The following is a 23,398-nucleotide window of genomic DNA, read 5'->3' on the forward strand; positions in this document are numbered from 1 at the left end:
CTCAGCAGTAACAGGACGGAAAGCCTCACAAATTCTTTCGTAAGTAGCTTGATCTCCACAAGTTCTTAACACCTCGTTAGAGAAGTTAGCGTGCATTCCAGAACCATTCCAGTCAGTATCTCCTAGAGGTTTTGGGTGATATTCAATATAGTAACCATATTTCTCAGTCAAACGATCTAATAAGTAACGAGCAACCCAGATTTCGTCTCCGGCTTTTTTAGCACCTTTAGCGAATAATTGGAATTCCCATTGTCCGCAAGCAACCTCTTGGTTAATACCTTCAAAGTTAATTCCGGCAGCGATACATAAATCAGCATGTTCTTCTACTAATTTTCTTCCGTGAGTGTTTTTTCCACCTACAGAGCAGTAGTACATACCTTGTGGAGCAGGATAACCTCCAACAGGGAAACCTAATGGCAATAAAGTTTTAGTATCCATGATGAAATATTCTTGTTCGAATCCAAACCAGAAATCATCATCTTCATCATCAATAGTAGCTCTACCGTTAGAAGGGTGTGGCGTTCCATCAGCATACATAACTTCAGACATTACTAAATATCCGTTGATACGAGTTGGATCTGGATAGATTGCAACAGGAACTAACAAACAGTCAGATGAACCACCTTCAGCTTGTTTTGTTGACGAACCATCAAATGACCAATTTCCAAGTTCTTCTAATGTTCCTTTGAAATTTTCGTGTTCTTCAACTTTAGTTTTACTTCTAAGATTTTGAGTTGGTTCGTATCCATCTAACCAAATGTACTCTAACTTAATTTTAGCCATAATAATATAAATTTATTTTTTTTGTTTTTTCGCTGGGTCAAATATAGATTTATTTTTTTAGTCCTAAAAATTAGGGGGCTATTTTGTTGGGCGAAGTATAATTTTTTTGAGAAGCGCAATTTTGATAGGGGTATATTCTAAAAAAAGCAATTTTAAATACTTAAAAAAAATAAATTCGTAAAAATAAAGGTAAGTTTTTGAATTTTAGGGTTAAGGAATTATGAAAAAATGTTTATTTAATGAATAATACTGAGCTTTTTTGTTATATTTCTTTACAACATAATCACTATTCTTTAAAAAAGGCTTCATACGTTGAAAATTCTGCTTATAAAATTCTCGATTATAAGTTTAAAAAAGGGGCTTTTATTGTTTATATTTGTTCCTCTTTTTTTAGTGAAAATTATTACGAATTTTTAAAATTATATACATGTCAACATTACGTTTTCAAGCTTTACAAGAAGCTTCTACAAGAAAGCCGGTACACTTTGAAGAAATTGATAAGAAATCGAATCTTTTTGGATCAAATGTGTTTAATGAGAAAGCAATGAAGCAGTTTTTAACTTCAGATGCTTTAAAAGGAGTAAGAGATGCCATTCAACACGGAACGAAAATAGAACGTAAACTGGCAGATTATATCGCCATGGGAATGAAAGAATGGGCATTAGCAAAAGGTGTTACACATTATACGCACTGGTTTCAGCCATTAACAGGAACAACTGCTGAAAAACATGATGCTTTTTTTGAAACATCATATGATGGAAGTGATCCTGTAGAAAAATTTGGAGGAGCGCAATTAGTACAGCAAGAACCGGATGCGTCAAGTTTTCCAAACGGCGGAATCAGAAATACATTCGAAGCAAGAGGATATACAGCTTGGGACCCAACTTCACCAGCCTTTATATATGGTACAACTTTATGTATCCCAACCGTTTTTATCGCGTATACAGGTGAAGCCTTAGATAATAAAATACCTTTATTAAGAGCACTTTCTGCAATTGACGAAGCCGCTACAGAAGTTTGTAAATACTTTGACAAAAACGTAAAAAAAGTAACCGCAACTTTAGGATGGGAGCAGGAATATTTCCTAATCGATAAAGCTTTGGCAAATTCACGTCCGGATTTAGTAATGACAGGAAGAACCTTATTAGGACATACATCTGCAAAAGGACAGCAGTTAGACGACCATTATTTCGGATCTATCCCAACTCGCGCTCTTACTTATATGAGAGATTTAGAGCAGGAATGTATGTTATTAGGAATTCCGGTAAAAACACGTCATAACGAAGTAGCGCCAAATCAATTTGAGCTTGCACCAATTTTTGAAGAAACCAATCTTGCCGTAGACCATAACTCTTTATTAATGGATGTAATGCAGAGAGTGGCAGAACGTCATGATTTTAAAGTTTTATTTCACGAAAAACCATTTAAAGGAGTAAACGGTTCAGGAAAACATAACAACTGGTCATTGGCAACAGATACGGGAGTTAATTTATTGAGTCCGAGTAAAACGCCAATGAGTAATTTGCAGTTTTTGACTTTCTTTATTAATACGATAAAAGCAGTTAACGATTACGAAACTTTATTAAGAGCATCGATTGCAACAGCAAGTAACGATCATAGGTTAGGTGCTAATGAAGCGCCGCCGGCTATTATTTCTGTTTTTATTGGAGCACAGTTAACAAAAGTTTTATCTGAATTAGAAAGTGTAACAACCGGAAAATTATCTCCGGAAGAAAAAACAGATCTTAAACTAAATGTAGTAGGTAAAATTCCAGATGTACTTTTAGATAATACAGACAGAAACAGAACTTCGCCTTTTGCTTTTACAGGAAATAAATTTGAGTTTAGAGCCGTTGGTTCAAATGCAAACTGCTCGAACGCAATGACAACTTTGAATGCTATTGTGGCAAAACAATTAATAGATTTTAAAAATGAAGTAGAGATCCTGATCGAGTCGAAAGACATGAAAAAGGACGATGCTATTTTTAATGTTTTAAGAGAATACATCAAACAATCTAAAAAGATTCTTTTTGAAGGTGATGGTTATAGCGATGCCTGGGAAAAAGAGGCAGCAAAAAGAGGTTTGAGCAACTTTAAAACAACTCCTGAAGCTATAAAAGCTAAAGTTTCTAAACAAGCTTTAGAATTATTTGCTGAATTGGGAATCTTTAATCACGTTGAAGCCGAAGCGCGTTACGAAATTGAATTAGAAGAATATACTAAGAAAATCCAGATTGAAGGAAGAGTTTTAGGAGATATTGCCAGAAACCATGTAATTCCAACAGCAATTCGTTACCAAAATACATTAATTGAAAATGTAAAAGGTTTAAAAGAAATCTTCGGGAAAGAATTTGAAACTATTGCAAAAGAGCAAATCACTTTGATCAAAGAAATTTCTGGTCATATTGAAGGAATCAATTCTAAAGTTTTGGCCATGACCAATGAAAGAAAAAAGGCAAATCAGTTAACGGATGGTCAAAAAATGGCCGAAGCATATTGTAATACTGTAAAACCATATTTTGAAGACATTCGTAATCACTGTGATAAATTAGAATTATTAGTGGATGATGAAAGCTGGACATTAACAAAATACAGAGAATTATTGTTTACTAAATAATTTTTTTCGCCACGAATTGCACGAATTTTCACGAATTATATTTTTCAAAAATCATCCAATAGGATGATTTTTGTTTTTTAGAAGTAGAAATTTGTGAAAATTTGTGCAATTCGTGGCAAACTTTTTTGAAACCTATATTTGAATAAGCCAAAGAATTAAAAAAAGGGATTATCTTTGCACCACATCAACACAAACTAATTTTCATGAGTTCAGATTCTAGCAAAAGATATGCACAAAGAGGTGTTTCGGCATCAAAAGAAGACGTACATAACGCTATAAAAAATATTGACAAAGGTTTATTTCCGCAGGCATTCTGTAAAATTGTTCCAGATTATTTAACTCAGGACAACGACCACTGCTTAATTATGCATGCCGACGGAGCGGGTACAAAATCATCTTTGGCCTATATGTACTGGAAAGAAACCGGAGATCTTTCGGTTTGGAAAGGAATCGCTCAGGACGCTTTAATCATGAATATTGACGATTTATTATGTGTTGGCGCAACCGATAATATTTTACTTTCTTCAACCATTGGAAGAAATAAAAACTTAATTCCGGCTGATGTTATTTCTGCAATTATCAACGGAACCGAAGAATTAATCAACGAACTAAAATCTTTTGGCGTAACAATTCATTCAACTGGAGGCGAAACTGCCGATGTTGGAGATGTTGTTCGTACAATCATTGTGGACTCAACTGTTACAGCTCGTATGAAACGTGCTGATGTGGTAGACAATGCAAATATTAAAGCTGGAGACGTAATTGTTGGTTTGGCTTCTTTTGGACAAGCAACTTACGAAAAAGGATATAACGGAGGAATGGGAAGTAACGGATTAACTTCTGCCCGTCATGACGTTTTCGGAAAATACCTAGCTAAAAAATATCCTGAAAGTTACGATGCTGCTGTTCCCGAAGAATTAATTTATTCTGGTCAGGTTAATTTAACTGATGAAGTTGAAAACAGCCCGATAAATGCAGGTCAATTGGTACTTTCTCCAACAAGAACTTACGCACCAATTATCAAGAAAATTTTAGATAAATACACGCCAAACGAAATTCACGGAATGGTGCATTGCAGCGGAGGTGCTCAGACTAAAATTTTACATTTCGTTCAAAATTTACACATTATAAAAGATAATTTATTCCCGGTTCCGCCATTGTTCAAGTTAATTCAGGAACAATCAAAAACCGACTGGAAAGAAATGTATCAGGTTTTCAACTGCGGTCACCGTATGGAAATTTACGTTCCTGAAAACATTGCACAAGATATTATTGAAATTTCAAAATCATTCAATGTTGATGCCCAAATCGTAGGTAGAGTAGAAGCAGCCGATGCTAAAAAACTTACGATTACCAGCGAATACGGAACATTCGAATATTAAATTTTTTTGAGGTACAAAGTTACAAAGGTTCAGAGTTACAAAGGTTTTAACATCTGAATTTTTAGTAGAGACGCACAGCAGTGCGTCTAACATTAGGAAAGACGCACTGCTGTGCGTCTCTACAATTTATAAAACGCCGGTATTATGTACGAACTGCTTTTTTGGAGATATATAGACGAAATTTACCTAAACCATCATGAGGTTTACGAAGCTCTTGTTGAAAAAGAAGAAGTTGACGGTCTAGAGAAACTTCCTGTAGAGGTAATTATCAATCGTATCAATTCTGTTTTTTCAAAATGGGAAAGAGTTGATGAAAACAGCTGGAAAAATAATGCAGGAAAAGGAGCGTTTCAGGTTATTACCACTCCGCAAAGTATTAAAATTGACTGTTATGGTACAGAAGGAAAAACCATGAATCAGTTAGTAGACTTGATGGGAGAATTCAAATGCCCGCTTTACGATCCGCAGGTTCCGGAACGTTATGATGAAATGAGTGAATAGTTTTTTACGAATATTTTGAGTGAAAATTGCAAAAAAAGTATAGTCCCTACGGGACATTTTTATCGGATTTATTATTTTCTACCGACATTATACTCCTAACGGAGTAAGATATTCTAAGTAAATATCTCGTAGAGATTAAATATCGGTAGTTTTATATTTGTTATTACCAATATTTTAAGCAGAATAAGATATTCAAAGTAAATATCTCGTAGAGATTTAAATTTGATGTTTTTTGTTATCGATATTTTATTAGAGTAAGATATCAAAATAAAAATATCTCGTAGAGATTAAATATCGGTAGCCATAATGTATTTATAAGTTTCATATTGTCCCGTAGGGACTACATTTTTACTCAAAAAATGTCAGGAAATATTTAATTAACCTAAATAAACCAATGAACCAAACATCAAATTTCAATTTCACAGATAATATCATTTTAGAAGATGACTTCGTTTTACTACGTCCGATTCAGGAATCAGATGTAGAAAATTTATTAGAAATTTCTGAGAACGAACCAGAAACCTGGAAATATTCTTTAGTTGGTGCAGAAGGAAAAGACAATTTGATTAATTACATTCAATTGGCGATAAAAGAGAGAGAAAAACAAAAAGAATTTCCATTTATTGTTTTCGATAAAAAATCCCAAAAATATGCCGGTTCAACCCGTTTTTACGATATCAATCTTGATTTCAAAACGTTACAATTAGGTTATACTTGGTACGGATCAGCTTTTAGAGGAACTGGTTTAAACAAACACTGCAAATTTTTATTACTTCAATTCGCTTTTGAAACTCTTGGAATGGAGCGAGTAGAATTTCGTGCTGATAATAATAATGAAAGAAGCATCGCGGCAATGAAAAGTATCGGCTGTAAAATCGAAGGTGTTTTAAGAAGCAACATGCCAACACGAGACGGTAATGTTCGTCGTGATTCTATCGTTTTAAGCATTCTAAAAAACGAATGGTTTGATCAGGTAAAAGAAAACCTAAAACGTAAGCTTTAAAAAGAGCCGTTAGGCTCATAAAATGGATCGATTCATTTTTAAACCGGATTGAAATCCGGCCCTACAATATAAACCGTTCCTTCGGAACTCTTGTTTATTGCGTATAAATATTAAATGGATTAAAAATCCATTGTTTTAAAATGAATCTTTTTTTCGGAAAAAACTATTGGATTTTCATAGATCGAGCCAATTAAACATAATCATATTAAAGAGCCGCTAGGCTCGATTCATATTGTAGGGCTGGATTTTAATCCAGTTTAAAAGAATGAACAAGATAAAAATAGCCGTTAGGCTCGGCCGGATTTTAATTCGGTTTTAAAATCATGTCTATTTTAAAATTTAAATTTTTTAAAACTATATTTTATCGTAATTTTCTGAACGAAACAATTACAGAAAATTACCCAATGAATATTTTACACAAACCTGCTTTTATTATTGCATTTGGTGCTTTCATGTTTGCTTTTACAGCAAATACAAATGCTCAGAAAAAAGAAAATAATCTCAAAAATTTGATTCAATATGTTGATCCAATGATTGGAACAGCAAAAATGGGACATACTTATCCGGGAGCAACAGTGCCTTTTGGAAGCGTACAATTAAGCCCGGAAACCGATACAATTGCGTACGGATTAAACGGAAAATACAACGGTGAAGTTTATAAATATTGTGCAGGATATCAATATGAAGACAAAACAATTGTAGGTTTCAGCCACACCCATTTTAGCGGAACCGGTCATTCTGATTTAGGAGATTTTCTAATTATGCCAACAACCGGAAAACTGCAATTAAATCCCGGCGTTGCTTCAAAACCTTTATCAGGTTATAGATCGGCATTTTCACATTCAACAGAAAAAGCAGAACCAGCCTATTACAGTGTTCTTCTGGAAGATCATAATATTAAAGCTGAATTGACTGCAACAACCAGAGTTGGAATGCATCAATACACCTTTCCAAAATCAGATGAAGCGCATATTATTCTTGATCTGACTTCGGGAATTTATAATTATGATAAAAAGAATGTCTGGACTTTTGTACGTGTAGAAAACGACACTTTAATTACAGGATATCGCCAGACAAACGGCTGGGCGAGAACGAGAACGGTTTATTTTGCCATGTCTTTTAGTAAACCAATTAAAAGTTACGGACAGGCCGCGCAGGAAAAAAGTGTTTACAGAGGTTTTTGGGGAAGATTTGACCAAACGAAAAATTTCCCTGAAATGGCAGGACAAAACCTAAAATTATTTTTTGATTTTAATACAAACGAAGGCGAAAAAATCAAAATTAAAATGGCTTTATCGCCGGTAAGTTCTGCCGGAGCATTAGAAAATATGAAAAAAGAAATTCCGGGTTGGGATTTTGAAAAAGTAAAAAAACAAAGTCAGGAAGTTTGGAATAAAGAATTGAATAAAGTTCAGGTAGAAACCATTCAAAAAGAAGATTTGGTTAATTTTTATACCGCAATGTATCACGCCTTTTTAGGCCCAACAGAATACATGGACTTAGATCGAAATTACAAAGGTCTTGATATGAATGTTCATAAAGCAGAAAACTTTACAAATTACACCAGTTATTCACTTTGGGATACTTATAGAGCTTTGCACCCGTTATTCAATATTGTGCAGCCTAAAAGAAACTCGGATATGGTAAGTTCCATGTTGGCACATTCAGATCAAAGTGTGCATAAAATGCTTCCAATCTGGTCTCATTATGCGAATGAAAACTGGTGTATGATTGGATATCATTCGGTTTCAGTTGTGGCAGATGCAATTGTAAAAGGGAATACTAGTTTTGATGCAGAAAAAGCACTTCAAGCTTGTGTCAATACTGCAAAAGTGCCTTACTATGATGGCTTAGAATTTTATATGAAAAAAGGATATGTTCCTGAAGATAAAAATGGTGCTTCGGTTTCTAAAACGTTAGAATATGCTTATGATGACTGGGCAATTGCACAGGCAGCGAAGAAATTAGGAAAAACGGATATTTATAATGAATTCATCGAAAGATCAAAGAACTATAAAAATGTTTACGACGAAAAAACTGGTTTCATGCGTCCTAAATTAAACGACGGAACTTTCAAAAAAGAATTTGATCCGCTTGATACACACGGACAAGGTTTTATCGAAGGAAATTCATGGAATTATAGTTTATACGTGCCGCAAGATCCTGCCGATATGATTAAAATGATGGGCGGAAATGAAAAATTTAAAGTCCGTTTAGATTCTTTATTCAACATGCACTTGCCGGATAAATATTTTGAAAACACAGAAGATATCACACGTGACGGAATCATTGGAAATTACGTTCACGGAAATGAACCTTCGCATCACGTAGTTTATTTATACAACTGGACAGATTCGCCTTGGAAATCACAAGATAAAATCAGAATGATTCTTAAAAAAATGTACCGAAATGGGGCAGATGGCTTAGGCGGAAATGACGATTTCGGTCAAATGAGTGCCTGGTATATTTTCAGCAGTTTAGGTTTTTATCCTGTTGCGCCGGGTTCTGATGAATATGCATTGGGAAGTCCGTTGGTAAAAAAGGCAATTTTTAATTTAGAAAACGGAAAAAACTTTGAAGTTGAAACGGTAAATCAATCGGATAAAAATGTATTTGTGAGTAAAGTTTTGTTGAATGGAAAAGAAATTTCGAGACCTTTCCTGAAACATGCAGACGTTATTAGCGGCGGCAAAATTACTTTTTATATGAGTGCTAAACCTAATAAAAAGAATTATCAAAATTAAGATAGACCACGGATTTTACTGATGAAACGGGTTTACACTGATGTTTATTTATTGTAGTGTTGTGTAATCACTAATGTCCTGAGCGAAGCCGAAGGGCTTTTACGACGAAAAGGGCTTCGACTTCGCTCAGCCTGACAAAAGAACAAAATTAAAATTCAAGAAAATTCGTGAATTCGTGACAGAACAACAAAAAACTTCACGAAATTTGCACTTCAAATAAAGACAATCAATATGAAAATAAATTTAAAATCAGGAATTGATAAACTGCTTTTCGGGATGAAGCAGAATGATGTTACAGCTGCTTTAGGAAAACCTGATAAAAACTATAAAGACGAAGACGATAATGTGATTTTTGTATACAATGCGCATAAAATCAGATTGACATTTTATGAAGAAGAAGAACTTAAATTAGGATATTTAGTAGCTTCAAGCAATGATTTGGAAGTTTTCGGATTCAAAATAATCGGAAGAAAAATCGCTGATGTAAAGAAAGATTTTGCTGCAAAAGGAATTACAAAATACACTCAGGAAACTTTTGATACTTTCGAAAATTACTTCAACGAAGACAATTGGTTTATTCTTCAAACTGAATTTGATGAGGTTGTAAAATTTGAAATTGGTGCAATTATCAATGATAAAGATGAGTTTGCCTGGAAGTTCCCGGTTAAGAAATAATTAGGCTTTTAAAACCTTTGTCAAAGTTTTAAACTTTGACAAAGGTGAAATACAATATTGTCAGGCTGAGTGAAGTCGAAGCCCTCAACAGTGCGGATTTGACTTGCGTGACTTCGACTTCGCTCAGTCTGACAAACGGAACAAATAATCACAAAAAAACCGACAATCACTTGTCGGTTTTTTTATGAGTTTAAAGAAATTATCCTTTTAACCATGCATTTTTAAGTTTCTCTTTTGAAGCATCAGTAGCTTTAAAAGTTTCAGTTTCTTCAAATGGTAGTTTTACAGTTCCTTTTATAGTTTCTTCTTTACCATCACGTTTTATTTTTAAAGTAATTGGATCGTTTTCTTTCCAGCTTTCACTTGCACCAATAAGTTCGTAAATGTTCTCTAAAGAATAGGCTTTGTTGTTTACCGCTAAAATGATATCGCCGCCTTTTAAGTTTAAGTTTTTGAAGAAATCGTTTAGTTCAACATCAGGGCGAACTGCAATTTCTTTTGTCTGCTTATCAATTTTGATATAAGGCGTTTGTCCTTTTAAGAAAACTGCTCCGGTTTTTTTCTCTGTTGCTTTTGTTACACCAACTTTAGCTAAATAAAAATCGTAAGGAATTGGAGTTGTTCCGGCTACATATTTGTTTAAGAAATCACCAACTTCAGGGTAAGTTAATTGCGTAATTTTAGCAAATAATTCATTATCGTTGAATGGTTTTTCAACACCATATTCAGTAGATAATTTGTGCATCAAGTCAAGAATTCCTCTTTCGCCATTGCTTTTTTCTCTAATGATAATATCGATACACATTCCAATTAAAGCCCCTTTTTGGTATACGTTTAAGTATTGATCTTTATATGGTTGTTCTAAAACATTAGCACTCATTTTAGTAAATGACATTGTATCATCTAATTTTTTTGCCTGCTCAATTTTATCTGCAATACGAGTATAGAATTCTGCCTCATCAATTAAACCTTGGTTGATTTGGAAAAGATTTGCAAAATATTCCGTTACACCTTCGTACATCCATAAATGCTCAGACATTTTTGGGTCATTATAATCAAAATACTGGATTTCTTTTGAGTGAACTGTCAATGGAGTTACAATGTGGAAAAACTCATGAGAAACAACATCTTTCATTGATTCTACCAATCTTTCTTTTGGCATAGATTCAGGAAGCACAACTGTAGTAGCAGTTGGGTGTTCTAAAGCTCCAAATCCGTGAGCATCGTCTTTTGCCATGCTAGATAAGTACAATAATACAGTATACTTTTTATTAGCATTTACTTTGCCTAAAAAGTTTTTCTGAGCCGTCATCATTGTTTTCATTTCAGGAGTAATACTTTCTGCAGTAAATTTTCCTGTTGGAGAATAAACAGCAATTAAAATATCCATTCCGTTAACGTTGAAAGTAGTGTAATCTGGTTTAGAATACATAATTGGGTTTTCAACTAATACTGCATAACGAGTTGTTGTAAAAACATCGCTTGTTTTGCTTGCATCTTCATCTGTCATAGACGTTGCTCCCCAAAGTGTTTCAGGATGTGTAATTGTAACTTTATACGGAATTTCTAGTTTGTCTTTGAAATACCCAACAAAACCATGTGTATTTACTAAGAAATTTTCTCCGGCTTTAATGTTTGTTCCTGCAGGAGAGAAAACATCATCATTACCAAATCCGGTACCTTTTTCAGTATCAAAAGTATCATTAACTAAATAAGTAATTTTTTTAAGCGTTTTAGCATTAGCAATCGACCATGAATTATCGCCAAGTCTAGTTACAGTTAATGCATTTCCTTTAGCATCAAAAGCTTTAAAATCTTCTGAGTATTTTCCGTAGTTATCAGTAGAATAAGTTCCGGGAACTGTTTTTGGAATACTGTAGATAATTTCATCAGTTTTAATTGTTGGAGGCGTTACAGTTACCAAAACTTTATCGTCTTTTACATCAACAAGATTAATGTTAACGTCTACGACATTTTTTTCAGAAACTGAAGAACTTCCTGTTTTACAGCTCCAAAGCGTCACTGCAAGAGCTAAAGTGTAAAGTATTTTTTTCATTTGTTTATGTTTAGTTATACCTATGAGACTAGAAAATTACAAAATAGTTACAAAATCATTGTAAAAAGTTATAAATAAAAAAAAACTCCTGCTTTTACAGGAGTTTTAAATCTTAGTCAAATTTATTTTTAATATAATATTTACCATCCAAGTCTTCGTCAAAATCATCAATTTTAATAGGCTTTGGTTTAGGTTTATTCGCTATAGCCTTCTTTTTCCACATCTCAAATTTTTCAAGAGGCATTTTCTTCTTCATTATTTCAAGAACTTCTTTTTCTTCCAATCCAAACTCTTTTTTTATGATTTCAAATGGATTTCTTTCTTCTAAGGCTAACGAAACAAGTCTTTCCGTTTGTTCCCAATTCAATTCTTTGCGGTTACTCTTTTTCATCTCGTGAAAATTAATTCAAAATAGAGGGTTAATGATTAATAGATTGATTTTCATTTTATATATCAATATTAATAAAAAAAATAATTAGTTGGTTCGCCCAAGTATATTTTTTTTATTGATTTTTAGTGTTTTTTGCAGATCTTGATTTTTGAAACGGAATTTGCAATAAATTTTTCAATCGGTTGTTTTCTTCTGCAAGCATATGAGTGTCTACGCCGTAAATTAATTGATCTTTTGGCAAAGAGGTATAAGTGCCAAAAAGCCTGTCCCAAACAGAAAAAATATTACCATAATTGCTGTCTGTATATGGCAGTACATAATGATGATGTACTTTATGCATATTGGGAGAAACTATAAAGTAACTTAGGAATAAATCCAGCTTATTTGGCAGCGAAATATTAGCATGATTAAATTGTGAAAATATAACAGATAGAGACTGATATAAAAATACCATCCACATTGGACTTCCTACGATTAATACACCAAGCGTTGTAAACACAAAACGAATGACACTCTCGCCCGGATGATGTCTGTTTGCAGTTGTAGTATCAATCCAGGTATCAGTATGATGAATGATATGAAAACGCCACAAAAACTTTATTTTATGTTCTACAAAATGAACTAAATAAGCGCCAATTAAATCTAATAAAAGCAGACCGATAATAGTATAAAGCCAAATAGGAATTTGAGGAAGCCATTGTAAAATCCCGAAATTATTTTCAGTTGTCCAGCTGGCCGTTTTGATTAAAATAAAAGCCAGAATAAAGTTGACAATAATAGTAGTAATGGTAAAGAAGATGTTGATTCCCGCATGATGCCATTTTCTGTATTGCATTTGAAACAGTGGGAAAGTATTTTCTATTACCCAAAAAAGTGTAATCCCGCCAATTAAGATAAGACTGCGATGTGAAGACGGAATAGTGCTGAAATAAGAAATAATCTCGTTCATAACCAATTAGATTTGAGTTGAAATGAAGCTTTCTTTTTTCGATTTTATCTAAAGAAAAAGAGAAAACCAAATATAAATATATCTGATTTTCTCTTTAAATTTTATAATTGGTTAAAATTTTTATGCTTTTTTAATCAAACTAATAATAAATAGTAAGATCCACGCACCTCCGGCAGCAATTATAATTTGCCAAAGAAGTCCCCCGCCGCCAATACCAAATCTGCTGGCAATCCAGCCGCCAACAAATCCGCCAATAATTCCAACAATGATGTTACCAATTAGTCCGAAACCGGCACCTTTCCATAATTGACCAGCTAACCATCCAGAAATTGCGCCTATTAATAAGAAATATAAAAATTCCATAGTATTTTTTTTAAGTTAAAATTAGATTAGTTATGCTTCTGCGTGGTTTTGCAGTAATGTTTTATAAATAAATCCGGCTGCAATGGCACCTAAAATTGGAGCTGCCCAAAATAACCAAACCTGCGAAAGAGGTTCTCCGCCAGCAAAAATGGCCTGAGATAATGATCTTGCAGGATTTACAGAAGTATTTGTAATTGGAATACTAATTAAATGAATCAATGTTAATCCAAGACCAATCGCAATTCCGGCAAATCCTCCGTTTGCGAATTTATCTGTTGCACCTAAAATTATCAATAAGAAAAATAAAGTCAGTACAAACTCTGCAATAAAAGCTGATCCTAATGAATATCCGTCAGGAGAAAATGCTCCAAAACCATTTGATGCAAAAGCTCCGGCTTTGGTATTATCGATTACAAATCCTGCTTTTCCTGATGCTATTGTATATAATGTTCCTGCAGCAGCAATTGCACCAATACATTGTGCAATAATGTAAGGAATAAGATCTTTGGCAGGAAATCTTCCGCCAGCCCATAAACCAAATGAAACAGCGGGATTAAAATGTCCGCCAGAAATATGTCCAACAGCATATGCCATTGTCAAAACAGTTAAACCAAATGCTAAAGCAACACCTGCAAATCCGATTCCTAATTCAGGATAACCGGCAGCAAAAATGGCGCTTCCACAACCTCCAAAAACCAGCCAATAAGTTCCGAAAAACTCTGCAAACAATTTTTTCATAATAAAATAATTTAAGATTAATAGATTTGATTGTTATAGGGTATATTGGAATGCCCAAACTATCAAAATTATTTGTAAGAGCAAACGTATAAATAAAATCCATTTTGGTAAACCAAAACTCGCTTTTTTATTTTGAAACATATATAAATTGGCAGGAAATATAGCAATCAATAATGCAATAATTCCCCATGCGGCATACTGAGTTGTGAGAGAGAACATTAATAAAATGCCAAGTAAAACTTCGGCAATTCCACTTAATGTGTTGATTATTTTAGGGTTTTTAAAAAATGGAGGAATGATTTTAATGTACATTCCGGGTTTTCGAAAATGATTGAATCCGGCAAGAATATAAAGTATCGCCATTAAATATAAATGCCAGGGTAAATTCATGATAATTAATTATTTACAACTAAATTATAAAAAAATTAACACTTATTACATTACAAGACAGCTTTTTTTAATAGCGTGCAAAAAAATCTTAAATTTTACGTTTGAAATTTACATTCATAATGATGATTGCCAGAATGATAAGAACAATTCCAACCCATTGTGTAAGAATCACTTTTTCATTCAAAAGTACATAAGCCATCATTACAGAAACCGGAAGTTCTAATGCAGATACAATACTTCCTAAACCAATTCCGGTTAAAGGGAAACCTAAATTCATTAAAAGTGGCGGAATAATAGTCCCGAATAAAGATAAAACTATTCCCCATTTCAGGAAAATTGCCAGATTGAAAGGGGTAACCTGAGTAAAAAATGCGAAAGTAAATACAATTACAGCACCGCCCAAAAGCATATATAAACTACGCTGTGCAGAAGAAATTCCTGTGGCAACACGGTTCGCCGTAAACATTGTAGTAGTAAATGAGGCTGCAGCCAAAACTCCCCAAACGATTCCGCGCCAGTCAAGCACAATATCATTGTTGATAATATTGGTTGCTAAAACAGTTCCAATCAAAACAATAAAAACCGCAAAAACTTTTTGTTTAGAAGGTAATTTTTTTTCTAAAATCATTTCAAGTAAAACGCCCATCCAAACGGTCTGCATTAATAAAACGATTCCAATAGAAACTGGAATAAATTTAACAGCCAGATAATAGAACAAACTTGTCATTCCTAATGAAGTTCCGGCAAGCATTAAATGAAATATATTCTTTGAAGTAGCTTTTACTACTTTTTCTTTGTTTTTTACTTTTTGAAAAGCATTGATGATCAAAATACCAATAATTCCAAGTACAAATTGAGAAGTTGTTACTTCGGCAGTTGTATATCCTTCAGAATACGCCATTTTTACAAAAGTGGCTAACATTCCATAAGTTGTAGCTCCTAAAGCAACTAAAAACACTCCCTTTAATACGTTATTTTGTGACATTTTGATTGTTTATTTTAAAAAATTCAAGCCGGCAAAGGTAAGTTATTTTGTTTAAGAATTAATAGAAAATATGCGCAAACGTTATCAATGTGTGTATTGTTGGTGTGTTATTGAATTCAATTTTAAATATTTGACAGAATTTAAGAAATGAAAAAAGCCACCAAAAATTTAATTTTGATGGCTTTACTATGTTTAAAAAGAATTTAAAATCTTATTTAGGCTGATTTTGATACGTTTCAATTTCAAAAACCAAAGTAGCGTTTGGTGGAATAACTCCTCCGGCACCTTGTGCTCCGTAAGCTAAATTTGCAGGAAGGAAGAAAATTGCTTTTTCTCCATCTGTCATCAAATCAAGAGCTTCGATGAAACCAGGAATCATACCGTCTTTTTTACCAACAGTAAAAGGAAAAGCTTTATATCCGCCTTGAGCGTCTCTGTTTGCATCATATTTTCCGTATGCTTTTGCAACGTCAGTTATACTGCTGTCAAAAAGATTTCCGTCTTCAAAATATCCTGCATAATGAAAAAAGATATTAGAACCTTCAGCACCTTTTACACCTGTTCCGTTTTTAGTAACTACATATTTTAAACCAGATGCAGTTGTAGTTGCTTTAGCTTTTGTAGCTGTAAAATAAGCTGCTTTTTCGGCAGCAACTTTTTGAGATTGTGCTTTTAAGATTTCTAATTTTTTAGCCTCTTCTGCTTTATTAGCTTCTTGGTTTTTTTCATTATCACTAAAAACTTTTACAGCATCAAATTTTTTAGCTGCAGCACCTTTGCGGGTAATTGTAATTTTTGTCATTACATCATTCTGAGCAATTTTATTTACAACATCCATTCCAGAAACTACATGACCAAAAATAGTATGTTTTCCGTTTAACCAAGGTGTATCTTTATGTGTGATAAAAAACTGGCTTCCGTTTGTTGCAGGACCTGAATTAGCCATTGCTAAAACACCGCCTTTTTCAAATTTTAAATCGCTGACAAATTCATCTTTAAAAGCATATCCCGGGCCTCCAGAACCATTTCCGTCCGGATCTCCACCCTGAATCATGAAATCGGCAATAACTCGGTGGAATTTTAAACCATCATAAAATGGTTTTCCTTTAAGCTTTTCTACTTTTACAAAAGGATTTTTTCCTTCTGCTAAAGAAATAAAGTTAGCCACAGTAACTGGAGCTTTTACATATTCTAATGAAAGAACAATGTCTCCTTTTGTTGTTGAAATTGTAGCAAAAATACCTTCAGCTGGATTTGCCGCAACAGCTGTTTTAGCTGTTTTTGGTTTTGCTTTCGTAGTAGTTTTTTTTGCTTGCGCCTGAATGTTTAATACAGCCACACAGAATAAAAATAGAAATTTAAATTTCATTGTGTTTTTTAATTTAAGTCTGTAAAACTAATTATAAGAATTTAATTATAAAAATAATTATGGTTTTTCTAATAGTTGAACTTCAAAAATAATATTTGCATTTGGCGGAATAACTCCTCCAGCTCCAGTTGCTCCATAAGCTAAATGAGATGGAATAAAAAGTACCGCTTTATCACCAAAAGAAAGTTTTTCGATTCCTTCAATAAATCCAGGAATTAAACCGTCTTTTTTTCCTGCTTGAAAAGGAATTGGCTGATATCCGTGTTGTTCTGCTCTTGCAGCGTCAAATTTTCCGAAAGTTTTATTAACTTCTTCGATGCTTGAATCAAATAAAGTTCCGTTTTCAAGGAAACCAGCGTAGTGAATGTAAACCTGAGTCCCAATTGCAGGTTTTTTTCCTGAACCTTTTTCAGTAATAACATATTCTAAACCAGTTGAAGTTTTAGTTGCTTTTGGTCTTATAGAAGCATAAAAATCAACTTTTTCTTTTTGAGCTCCTGCGTATTTGCTTTGTTCCTTAGCGATATTAGCAAAATAATCGTGGAATACTTTTACAGCATCAAATTTCTTAGCTGCTTCACCATTTCTGATAATAGTTACAGCAACGATATTATCTCCCTGAACCACTTTATTAACTACTTCTTGTCCTTTTTCAACAACGTGTCCAAAAATCGTATGTTTATTGTCTAACCAAGGCGTTTCAACATGAGTAATGAAAAACTGGCTGCTGTTTGTTCCAGGTCCGTTGTTTGCCATTGCTAAAACACCGGCTTTGTCGAATTTTAAATCTGAGAATTCATCTTTAAATTTATATCCTGTATCTCCAGAACCAGTTCCTAGCGGATCTCCAGACTGAATCATGAAATCTTCAATGACTCTGTGGAATTTTAAACCGTCAAAAAATGGTTTGCTTTTTAATTTTTCATCCGTTACAAATTCGTTTTTACCTTCTGCTAAGGTTACAAAGTTTGCAACAGTTATTGGCGCTTTTTTGTAATCTAATTCAACAATGATGTGTCCTTTATTAGTTTCGATATCAGCATATAAACCATCTGGTAAATTACTGTGGTCGTCTTTACATGAATACAATGAGCTTACGGCTAATAGTAATAATAAAATACTTTTTTTCATTTCTTAAAATGTTTTTTATGGGTTTATTGTATCTTTTTTAGTTGTTGCGGCTGGTTTTACAGCTGCAGGTTTTGGAGTTTTTACTGATGTGGCACCCGTACCCGCAGCAGGAGCAGCAGTAGTTTGTGCCGGATCCGGAACAAAATTACGAAGCGTAACGGTACAAATTAAGGATTCATTAGGTCCAATTTTTTTGTTGTCTCCGTGGTATCCGTATGCTATATGAGATGGAAACAGAAAAGTAACCGTTTCGCCCTTTTTCATGTATTTGATTCCGTCGCGTAATCCCATCATAATATCTTGTTTGTCTACATAATAGGTCTGCGGACCAAGATCAGATTCTGAATAAATAAGTGTACCGTCAATGTTTTTAACTTCTAAATTGAAGTAAGCGATATCACCTTTTTTTGGAGTGGCAGTTTCGGTAGTACTTTTTTCATCATAAGAGAACCAATATCCTTTTTTGGTAGCGTAATATTTTACTTTCGGATTGCTTTTGATGATTTTCTTAATGACTTCTTCTTCGCTTGCCACTAACTTTTTATTTCTGTCAGCCGATTTTTTCATAAAAGTACCCGAAGCTCTCGAAATTGGTCTTCGTGCTTCTTCATGGTGCTTACAGCCTGCCAATACAACTGCAAAAAGCAGGGAGTAAATGCTAAGTTTTAAGTAGTTCATATTGGTTTATAATTTTAGTTTAGTTACTAAATCTTCAAACTTTTTAACGGTTTCTTCCATTGTAACATCAGATCTTCCGCCGGCAGCGTTTACGTGGCCTCCGCCGTTAAAGTGGTCGCGCGCAAACTGATTTACATCAAATCCTCCTTGCGAACGGAAAGAGATTTTAATTATTTTTTCGTCTCTATTTTCGATAAAGATAGCCGTAAAAACAATTCCTTTAATACTTAATCCGTAATTAACAATTCCCTCGGTATCGCCTTTTACATAATGAAAAGAATCTAATTCTTCCTGAGTAAGAGTCATGTAAGAAGTTTTGTGCTCTTCGAAAATTTTCATGTTCTGAAGCGCACGTCCTAATAATTGCAAACGGCTGTACGAACTGTTATCGTATAGTAAAACCGGAATTTGAGTGTTTTCAACTCCTAAATCAATTAATTCTGCAATAATTCGGTGTGTGTTTCCTGTAGTTCCCGGAAAACGAAAAGAACCAGAATCAGTTAAAATTCCGGTATAAATACAAGTTGCAATGGTTTTATCAATATCTTCTTTTTTGTTTAAGAAGGTAATGAAGTTGTAAATCATTTCACAAGTTGATCCGTATGAAGTATCAGAATACATATAAGCTGCATAATCGTGCGGTTTTTCATGATGATCGATCATGATAAACGGAGCAGTCAGCTTGGCTAAAGTATGTTCCATTTCGCCCGTGCGGTGAAAAGCATTAAAGTCGAGTGTAAAAATCAACTCGGCTTCTTCTAATATTTTGGTACAGTTTTCAGTGTCTTTTTCAAAGATTTTTACGGTTTCTGAACCCGGAAGCCAGGCCAAAAAATCAGGAAAATCGTTTGGTGCAATCACGGTTGGCTGGTGATTGTTTTTTAATAAAAAATGGTATAAAGCTAGAGTAGAACCCATGGCGTCGCCATCTGGTCCTCTGTGAGGAATTATTACAATTTTCTTTGGAGCAGCAAGCAATAATTGAATCGCCTGAATATCTTGTATTTTCATAGTGTGCGAATTTACATTTTTTTAATGTAATGCTGAAAATATTTTTGCCTCGGTTTTTTTGTTTTTGGATATATTGTGGGATTTAATTTTTGTGTGTAGAATTGGCACACGGATGATACGGATTCGCTTTCGCGAAAACGCTGATTTTAGCGGATTTTAATCTGTTGGAGATATTCGTTTTTCTGTGTGTAAAATTGGCACACAGATGATACGGATTCGCTTTCGCGAAAACGCTGATTTAAACGGATTTTTTATTTTTGGAAAGAGAGTTTCGTATTAATTGGAATTTGGAATTTAAAAAATGTAATTTGGAATTTATTTTACAAATGTTCCAATTCTTTTCCCTTAAATCTTTGGTACAATTTAAATTTTGCCCCTTTTACAATTTGTGATTTGTAAATACCTACAGAACCTGATGAAAAATAAGCAATTGTACATCCTATAGCAATAAAAATTCCAGATTCGATGCCAAATAATTCCAGTCCCATAATGGTGCAGGCGATAGGAGTGTGGGTTGCGCCGGAAAAAACGGCAACGAAACCAATTCCGGCTAAAAGTGCAATTGGCATTGGGATAAATAAGGATAAAGCACTTCCTAAAGTTGCACCAACGAAGAATAATGGCGTTACTTCTCCGCCTTTAAAACCTGCGCCCAAAGTAAATCCGGTAAATAAAATTTTAAGAAGAAAATCATACCAATCGCTTTGGTTTGAAAAGGAATCAACAATAACAGGAACGCCGAGTCCGGAGAATTTGGTAAATCCTAAACCTGCAATGGCGATTGCTAAAATAATTCCGCCAATAACCGGACGAAGCGGCGGATATTTTATGTTTTTAGAAAATAGAGAACCCCAAAAATGTGTGCTTCGTGAAAATAATAACGCAGCAAAACCAGAAAGAAGACCAACTAATATAGTATAAAATATAGTCCTAAAACTAAGCTCAGGAACAATTGGAATGCTATAATGGGTATGTTTTATTTCCCAAAATTCTACTGTAAAGTAAGCGGCATAAGCGACTAAAAAGGAAAGTACGATACTTTTAAAATTGATTTTACTAAAATACAAAACTTCCAAAGCAAAAATGGCGCCTGCCAAAGGAGTTCCAAAAACAGAAGCAAAACCTGCGCTGATCCCTAGAATAATTAATATTCTACGCTCAGAATTATCTAATTTGAAAATTTTGGTGAATTGATCCGCAATTGCGCCGCCCATTTGTACGGCTGTGCCTTCGCGTCCGGCTGAACCTCCGAATAAATGGGTCAATAAAGTTCCTAAAAGAACCAACGGAGCCATTTTAAACGGAATGACTTTTTTAGGTTTTTCGTATTCTTCAAGCAATAAATTATTGCCTTTTACCACAGATTCTCCCCAATAATAATAACTCGAACCAACTAAAAATCCACCCAAAGGTAACAGCCAGATAATATAGTCATGATGAATTCTAAATTGTGTAACCCAATCTAAAGAAACAAGAAAAAACGCAGATGCAGATCCCGAAAATATGCCAATTAAAGCACAAATAATAATCCATTTAGGAATAGAAAGCAGGATTTGTTTTGGGGATTGGGAAGTCATTAATTGTGTGTGATGTTTTCTGCCACGAATTTCACGAATTTTCACGAATTAATATATTTTAATTTGAGGCAAACAAAAAGAAATCTCTAAAATCCTTTTAATCTGTGGCAAAACAAAAAAAATAATTAGTGGAAATTCGTGTAATTTGTGGCAAAAAAATATTTACTGTACAACAGCTGTAAATTCAATTTCAACTAAATATTCAGGAGCAACTAATTTACTGATTTCATAAAAACCAGTTGTTGGTTTTACATCTTTAAAAAAAGCAGAATGCGCTCTGGCAACTTCTTCAAAAGTATCAACATTAGTAGTGAAAATACGAGTTCTGATAACGTCTTTGATTCCAACGTTTAAGTCTTCTAAAACTTTTTCAACACGCTCAATAATATTATAGGTCTGCGCATAAGCATCGTCGGCTTTTACTTTGTCGCCGTCAACAATTGCTACAGTTCCAGAAACTTCAACGATATTGCCAATTCTTACAGCGCGGCAGTATCCCATTTTGTCTTCCCACGGCGATCCTGTTAAGATATTTTCTCTTTTCATTTTATGAGGTTTTTTGAATTGTTTTGTTTCGTTTTAAAAACAAATTCAGGTTAATTAATGCGTTGCAATTTAGGAAATATGACTCGCAAAAAGAATTATTATGAGTTGAAATCATGCTGAAAAACGTTCTTTTTTGTGATATTTCAAAAGAGAGAATTTACAATTTATTCTGCTTGATTTTCTTCGTAAATTCGGAGTTTATTCTGCGTATTTGTCAAGTGCTGCTGTAAAGTTTCAATTTTATTCAGCAAATGATAAATGGCATCAATTCCTTCCAAATTAATATTCAGATCATAATGCATGCGAATCATTTTTTCTATTGAAGGTAATTGTTCCGGCTGCAGATATTCGTCATTTTCTTCCATAATAATTTCAACTAAACCATAATTATGAAGTTCAGTGATAAACGTATTTTCAATTTCGTGATAAATACAAAACTGTTTTATTTGGATTAAGTTCTTGTTACTCATGATTTCTAAGTTTAGATAATTCTGTAAACAATTCTTTTTCTTTTTCAGATAATTGGGTTGGAACTTTTAAGTTATACGTCACATATAAATCTCCAAATTGATTATCCTTTTTATAAACAGGAAAACCTTTTCCTTTTAATTTGACCTTTGTTCCAGTTTGAGTTTCGGAAGGAACTTTAATTTTTACTTTTCCGTCAAAAGTTTTAATATTAATTTCTCCGCCTAAAACTGCGGTATAAAGATCCAGATCAACATTAGAATACAAATTGTTTCCTTCTCTTTTAAAATCAGAATTGTTTTCAATATTAAAAGTAATATACAAATCACCGTTTGGCCCGCCGTTTACACCTGCGCCGCCATGTCCGGGAATTTTAATAACCTGACCATTTTCGACTCCGGCCGGAATTGTAATTCGGATATTTTTACCATTTACGGTCAAACTTTGTTTGTGTGTAGTATAAGCAGAAGCCAAATCTAATTGCAGTTCGGCATTAAAATCCTGTCCTCTATATTTAGACTGACTTCGGCTGCTTCGTCCTGAACCGTACATAGAATTAAAGAAATCTGAGAAATCACTTCCCGAAAAATCACCTCCGTCAAAACCAGAAAAATCTTGATTACCTTGCTGTTGTCTAGAATATTGCTGTTGATTCGGATCGTAGCCTGCTTTTTCAAATTCATCAGCATGTTTCCAGTCTTTTCCGTATTTATCGTATTTTTTACGATTTTCCGGATTGCTTAAAACTTCGTTTGCTTCGTTGATTTCTTTGAATTTTTTCTCTGCTTCTTTATCATTCGGATTCAAGTCTGGATGATATTTTCTGGCCAGTTTTCGATATGCTTTTTTAATCTCGGCTTCAGTTGCCGATTTTGTAACATCTAAGGTTTTATAATAATCGATATAATCCATCTTTTTGAATTTTAAGATAAAATAAATTGAGATATTGAAGTTAAGAATAAGTTGTTAACTATCAAAGTGATGTGTAGGTTTAAAGAAAAAATTAACGCATGTTTTGGAATTTGGAATTTCCAAATTGGA

22 protein-coding genes are annotated in these 23,398 nt (G+C 33.8%); 6 read left to right on the top strand and 16 right to left on the bottom strand.

Going from position 1 to position 23,398, the window contains the following annotated elements:
* The coding region (locus B3C18_RS23650; protein WP_291152655.1) for a glutamine synthetase beta-grasp domain-containing protein at positions 1–783 on the bottom strand (783 nt) is incomplete at its 3' end.
* 427 nt (positions 784–1,210) lie between these two features.
* On the opposite strand from B3C18_RS23650, the gene B3C18_RS23655 reads away from it, so the two are divergent.
* The 6 genes from B3C18_RS23655 to B3C18_RS23680 all read left to right on the top strand — a co-directional run bounded on the left by B3C18_RS23655 (position 1,211) and on the right by B3C18_RS23680 (position 9,705).
* Positions 1,211–3,400: a glutamine synthetase III gene (locus B3C18_RS23655; RefSeq protein ID WP_291152658.1), complete on the top strand. Its 2,190-nt coding sequence runs from the start codon at positions 1,211–1,213 to the stop codon at positions 3,398–3,400.
* Positions 3,401–3,603: 203 nt separating this feature from the next.
* Positions 3,604–4,782 carry an AIR synthase related protein gene (locus B3C18_RS23660; protein ID WP_291152661.1) on the top strand — a complete coding sequence of 393 codons (1,179 nt, stop codon included), beginning with the start codon at positions 3,604–3,606 and terminating at the stop codon, positions 4,780–4,782.
* Between the two features lie 144 nt (positions 4,783–4,926).
* Positions 4,927–5,283, top strand: coding sequence for a hypothetical protein (locus tag B3C18_RS23665; RefSeq protein ID WP_291152664.1), 357 nt, complete (start codon positions 4,927–4,929; stop codon positions 5,281–5,283).
* 394 nt (positions 5,284–5,677) lie between these two features.
* Entirely contained in the window at positions 5,678–6,286 is a 609-nt protein-coding gene (locus tag B3C18_RS23670; RefSeq protein ID WP_291152667.1) for a GNAT family N-acetyltransferase, read from the top strand.
* A 404-nt stretch (positions 6,287–6,690) separates the two neighbouring features.
* Positions 6,691–9,030, top strand: coding sequence for a GH92 family glycosyl hydrolase (locus B3C18_RS23675; RefSeq protein WP_291152669.1), 2,340 nt, complete (start codon positions 6,691–6,693; stop codon positions 9,028–9,030).
* A 231-nt stretch (positions 9,031–9,261) separates the two neighbouring features.
* Positions 9,262–9,705, top strand: a complete 444-nt coding sequence (locus B3C18_RS23680) for a hypothetical protein (RefSeq protein ID WP_073482759.1) — start codon at positions 9,262–9,264, stop codon at positions 9,703–9,705.
* 199 nt (positions 9,706–9,904) lie between these two features.
* On the opposite strand, the gene B3C18_RS23685 is transcribed toward B3C18_RS23680, so the two are convergent.
* The 15 genes from B3C18_RS23685 to B3C18_RS23755 all read right to left on the bottom strand — a co-directional run bounded on the left by B3C18_RS23685 (position 9,905) and on the right by B3C18_RS23755 (position 23,269).
* Positions 9,905–11,761 (bottom strand): peptidase M61, encoded by a 1,857-nt coding sequence (locus B3C18_RS23685; RefSeq protein WP_291152673.1) that lies wholly within the window; start codon positions 11,759–11,761, stop codon positions 9,905–9,907.
* A 112-nt stretch (positions 11,762–11,873) separates the two neighbouring features.
* Positions 11,874–12,152, bottom strand: a complete 279-nt coding sequence (locus B3C18_RS23690; RefSeq protein ID WP_053474100.1) for a DUF2805 domain-containing protein — start codon at positions 12,150–12,152, stop codon at positions 11,874–11,876.
* Between the two features lie 112 nt (positions 12,153–12,264).
* Entirely contained in the window at positions 12,265–13,101 is an 837-nt protein-coding gene (locus B3C18_RS23695; RefSeq protein ID WP_291152676.1) for a sterol desaturase family protein, read from the bottom strand.
* A gap of 120 nt (positions 13,102–13,221) precedes the next feature.
* Positions 13,222–13,464 carry a GlsB/YeaQ/YmgE family stress response membrane protein gene (locus B3C18_RS23700; RefSeq protein WP_291152678.1) on the bottom strand — a complete coding sequence of 81 codons (243 nt, stop codon included), beginning with the start codon at positions 13,462–13,464 and terminating at the stop codon, positions 13,222–13,224.
* Positions 13,465–13,494: 30 nt separating this feature from the next.
* The gene (gene aqpZ, locus B3C18_RS23705; protein WP_291152681.1) at positions 13,495–14,202 is read right to left on the bottom strand and encodes an aquaporin Z; all 708 of its coding nucleotides are present in this window, start codon (positions 14,200–14,202) and stop codon (positions 13,495–13,497) included.
* A 33-nt stretch (positions 14,203–14,235) separates the two neighbouring features.
* Entirely contained in the window at positions 14,236–14,592 is a 357-nt protein-coding gene (locus B3C18_RS23710; RefSeq protein ID WP_291152683.1) for a DoxX family protein, read from the bottom strand.
* Between the two features lie 88 nt (positions 14,593–14,680).
* A complete protein-coding gene (locus B3C18_RS23715) occupies positions 14,681–15,577 on the bottom strand; it encodes an EamA family transporter (RefSeq protein ID WP_291152686.1) in 897 nt (298 codons plus the stop codon).
* Between the two features lie 211 nt (positions 15,578–15,788).
* Positions 15,789–16,946 carry a peptidylprolyl isomerase gene (locus B3C18_RS23720; protein ID WP_291152689.1) on the bottom strand — a complete coding sequence of 386 codons (1,158 nt, stop codon included), beginning with the start codon at positions 16,944–16,946 and terminating at the stop codon, positions 15,789–15,791.
* A gap of 57 nt (positions 16,947–17,003) precedes the next feature.
* Positions 17,004–18,077, bottom strand: coding sequence for a peptidylprolyl isomerase (locus B3C18_RS23725; protein WP_291152691.1), 1,074 nt, complete (start codon positions 18,075–18,077; stop codon positions 17,004–17,006).
* Between the two features lie 15 nt (positions 18,078–18,092).
* Complete coding sequence (gldI, locus tag B3C18_RS23730) at positions 18,093–18,755, bottom strand: gliding motility-associated peptidyl-prolyl isomerase GldI (protein ID WP_291152694.1); 663 nt, start codon at positions 18,753–18,755, stop codon at positions 18,093–18,095.
* Between the two features lie 6 nt (positions 18,756–18,761).
* Positions 18,762–19,766: a DHH family phosphoesterase gene (locus tag B3C18_RS23735; RefSeq protein ID WP_291152696.1), complete on the bottom strand. Its 1,005-nt coding sequence runs from the start codon at positions 19,764–19,766 to the stop codon at positions 18,762–18,764.
* A 320-nt stretch (positions 19,767–20,086) separates the two neighbouring features.
* On the bottom strand, positions 20,087–21,343 hold the full coding sequence (locus B3C18_RS23740; protein WP_291152699.1) for a voltage-gated chloride channel family protein: 1,257 nt from the start codon (positions 21,341–21,343) through the stop codon (positions 20,087–20,089).
* 162 nt (positions 21,344–21,505) lie between these two features.
* Positions 21,506–21,889: a RidA family protein gene (locus B3C18_RS23745; RefSeq protein ID WP_053474087.1), complete on the bottom strand. Its 384-nt coding sequence runs from the start codon at positions 21,887–21,889 to the stop codon at positions 21,506–21,508.
* Between the two features lie 164 nt (positions 21,890–22,053).
* Positions 22,054–22,359 (bottom strand): chaperone modulator CbpM, encoded by a 306-nt coding sequence (locus B3C18_RS23750; protein WP_291152703.1) that lies wholly within the window; start codon positions 22,357–22,359, stop codon positions 22,054–22,056.
* Positions 22,352–23,269 carry a J domain-containing protein gene (locus B3C18_RS23755; RefSeq protein ID WP_291152706.1) on the bottom strand — a complete coding sequence of 306 codons (918 nt, stop codon included), beginning with the start codon at positions 23,267–23,269 and terminating at the stop codon, positions 22,352–22,354. The genes B3C18_RS23750 and B3C18_RS23755 overlap by 8 nt, the downstream gene beginning before the upstream one ends.
* Between the last annotated feature and the right edge of the window lie 129 nt (positions 23,270–23,398).

This window comes from Flavobacterium sp. UBA7680 (assembly GCF_002482975.1).
Lineage (GTDB): Bacteria > Bacteroidota > Bacteroidia > Flavobacteriales > Flavobacteriaceae > Flavobacterium.

Coding starts and splice junctions, on each gene's coding strand:
- B3C18_RS23655 (WP_291152658.1), top strand. CDS start 1,211: ATGTCAACATTACGTTTTCAAGCTTTACAAGAAGCTTCTACAAGAAAG.
- B3C18_RS23660 (WP_291152661.1), top strand. CDS start 3,604: ATGAGTTCAGATTCTAGCAAAAGATATGCACAAAGAGGTGTTTCGGCA.
- B3C18_RS23665 (WP_291152664.1), top strand. CDS start 4,927: ATGTACGAACTGCTTTTTTGGAGATATATAGACGAAATTTACCTAAAC.
- B3C18_RS23670 (WP_291152667.1), top strand. CDS start 5,678: ATGAACCAAACATCAAATTTCAATTTCACAGATAATATCATTTTAGAA.
- B3C18_RS23675 (WP_291152669.1), top strand. CDS start 6,691: ATGAATATTTTACACAAACCTGCTTTTATTATTGCATTTGGTGCTTTC.
- B3C18_RS23680 (WP_073482759.1), top strand. CDS start 9,262: ATGAAAATAAATTTAAAATCAGGAATTGATAAACTGCTTTTCGGGATG.
- B3C18_RS23685 (WP_291152673.1), bottom strand. CDS start 11,761: ATGAAAAAAATACTTTACACTTTAGCTCTTGCAGTGACGCTTTGGAGC.
- B3C18_RS23690 (WP_053474100.1), bottom strand. CDS start 12,152: ATGAAAAAGAGTAACCGCAAAGAATTGAATTGGGAACAAACGGAAAGA.
- B3C18_RS23695 (WP_291152676.1), bottom strand. CDS start 13,101: ATGAACGAGATTATTTCTTATTTCAGCACTATTCCGTCTTCACATCGC.
- B3C18_RS23700 (WP_291152678.1), bottom strand. CDS start 13,464: ATGGAATTTTTATATTTCTTATTAATAGGCGCAATTTCTGGATGGTTA.
- aqpZ (WP_291152681.1), bottom strand. CDS start 14,202: ATGAAAAAATTGTTTGCAGAGTTTTTCGGAACTTATTGGCTGGTTTTT.
- B3C18_RS23710 (WP_291152683.1), bottom strand. CDS start 14,592: ATGAATTTACCCTGGCATTTATATTTAATGGCGATACTTTATATTCTT.
- B3C18_RS23715 (WP_291152686.1), bottom strand. CDS start 15,577: ATGTCACAAAATAACGTATTAAAGGGAGTGTTTTTAGTTGCTTTAGGA.
- B3C18_RS23720 (WP_291152689.1), bottom strand. CDS start 16,946: ATGAAATTTAAATTTCTATTTTTATTCTGTGTGGCTGTATTAAACATT.
- B3C18_RS23725 (WP_291152691.1), bottom strand. CDS start 18,077: ATGAAAAAAAGTATTTTATTATTACTATTAGCCGTAAGCTCATTGTAT.
- gldI (WP_291152694.1), bottom strand. CDS start 18,755: ATGAACTACTTAAAACTTAGCATTTACTCCCTGCTTTTTGCAGTTGTA.
- B3C18_RS23735 (WP_291152696.1), bottom strand. CDS start 19,766: ATGAAAATACAAGATATTCAGGCGATTCAATTATTGCTTGCTGCTCCA.
- B3C18_RS23740 (WP_291152699.1), bottom strand. CDS start 21,343: ATGACTTCCCAATCCCCAAAACAAATCCTGCTTTCTATTCCTAAATGG.
- B3C18_RS23745 (WP_053474087.1), bottom strand. CDS start 21,889: ATGAAAAGAGAAAATATCTTAACAGGATCGCCGTGGGAAGACAAAATG.
- B3C18_RS23750 (WP_291152703.1), bottom strand. CDS start 22,359: ATGAGTAACAAGAACTTAATCCAAATAAAACAGTTTTGTATTTATCAC.
- B3C18_RS23755 (WP_291152706.1), bottom strand. CDS start 23,269: ATGGATTATATCGATTATTATAAAACCTTAGATGTTACAAAATCGGCA.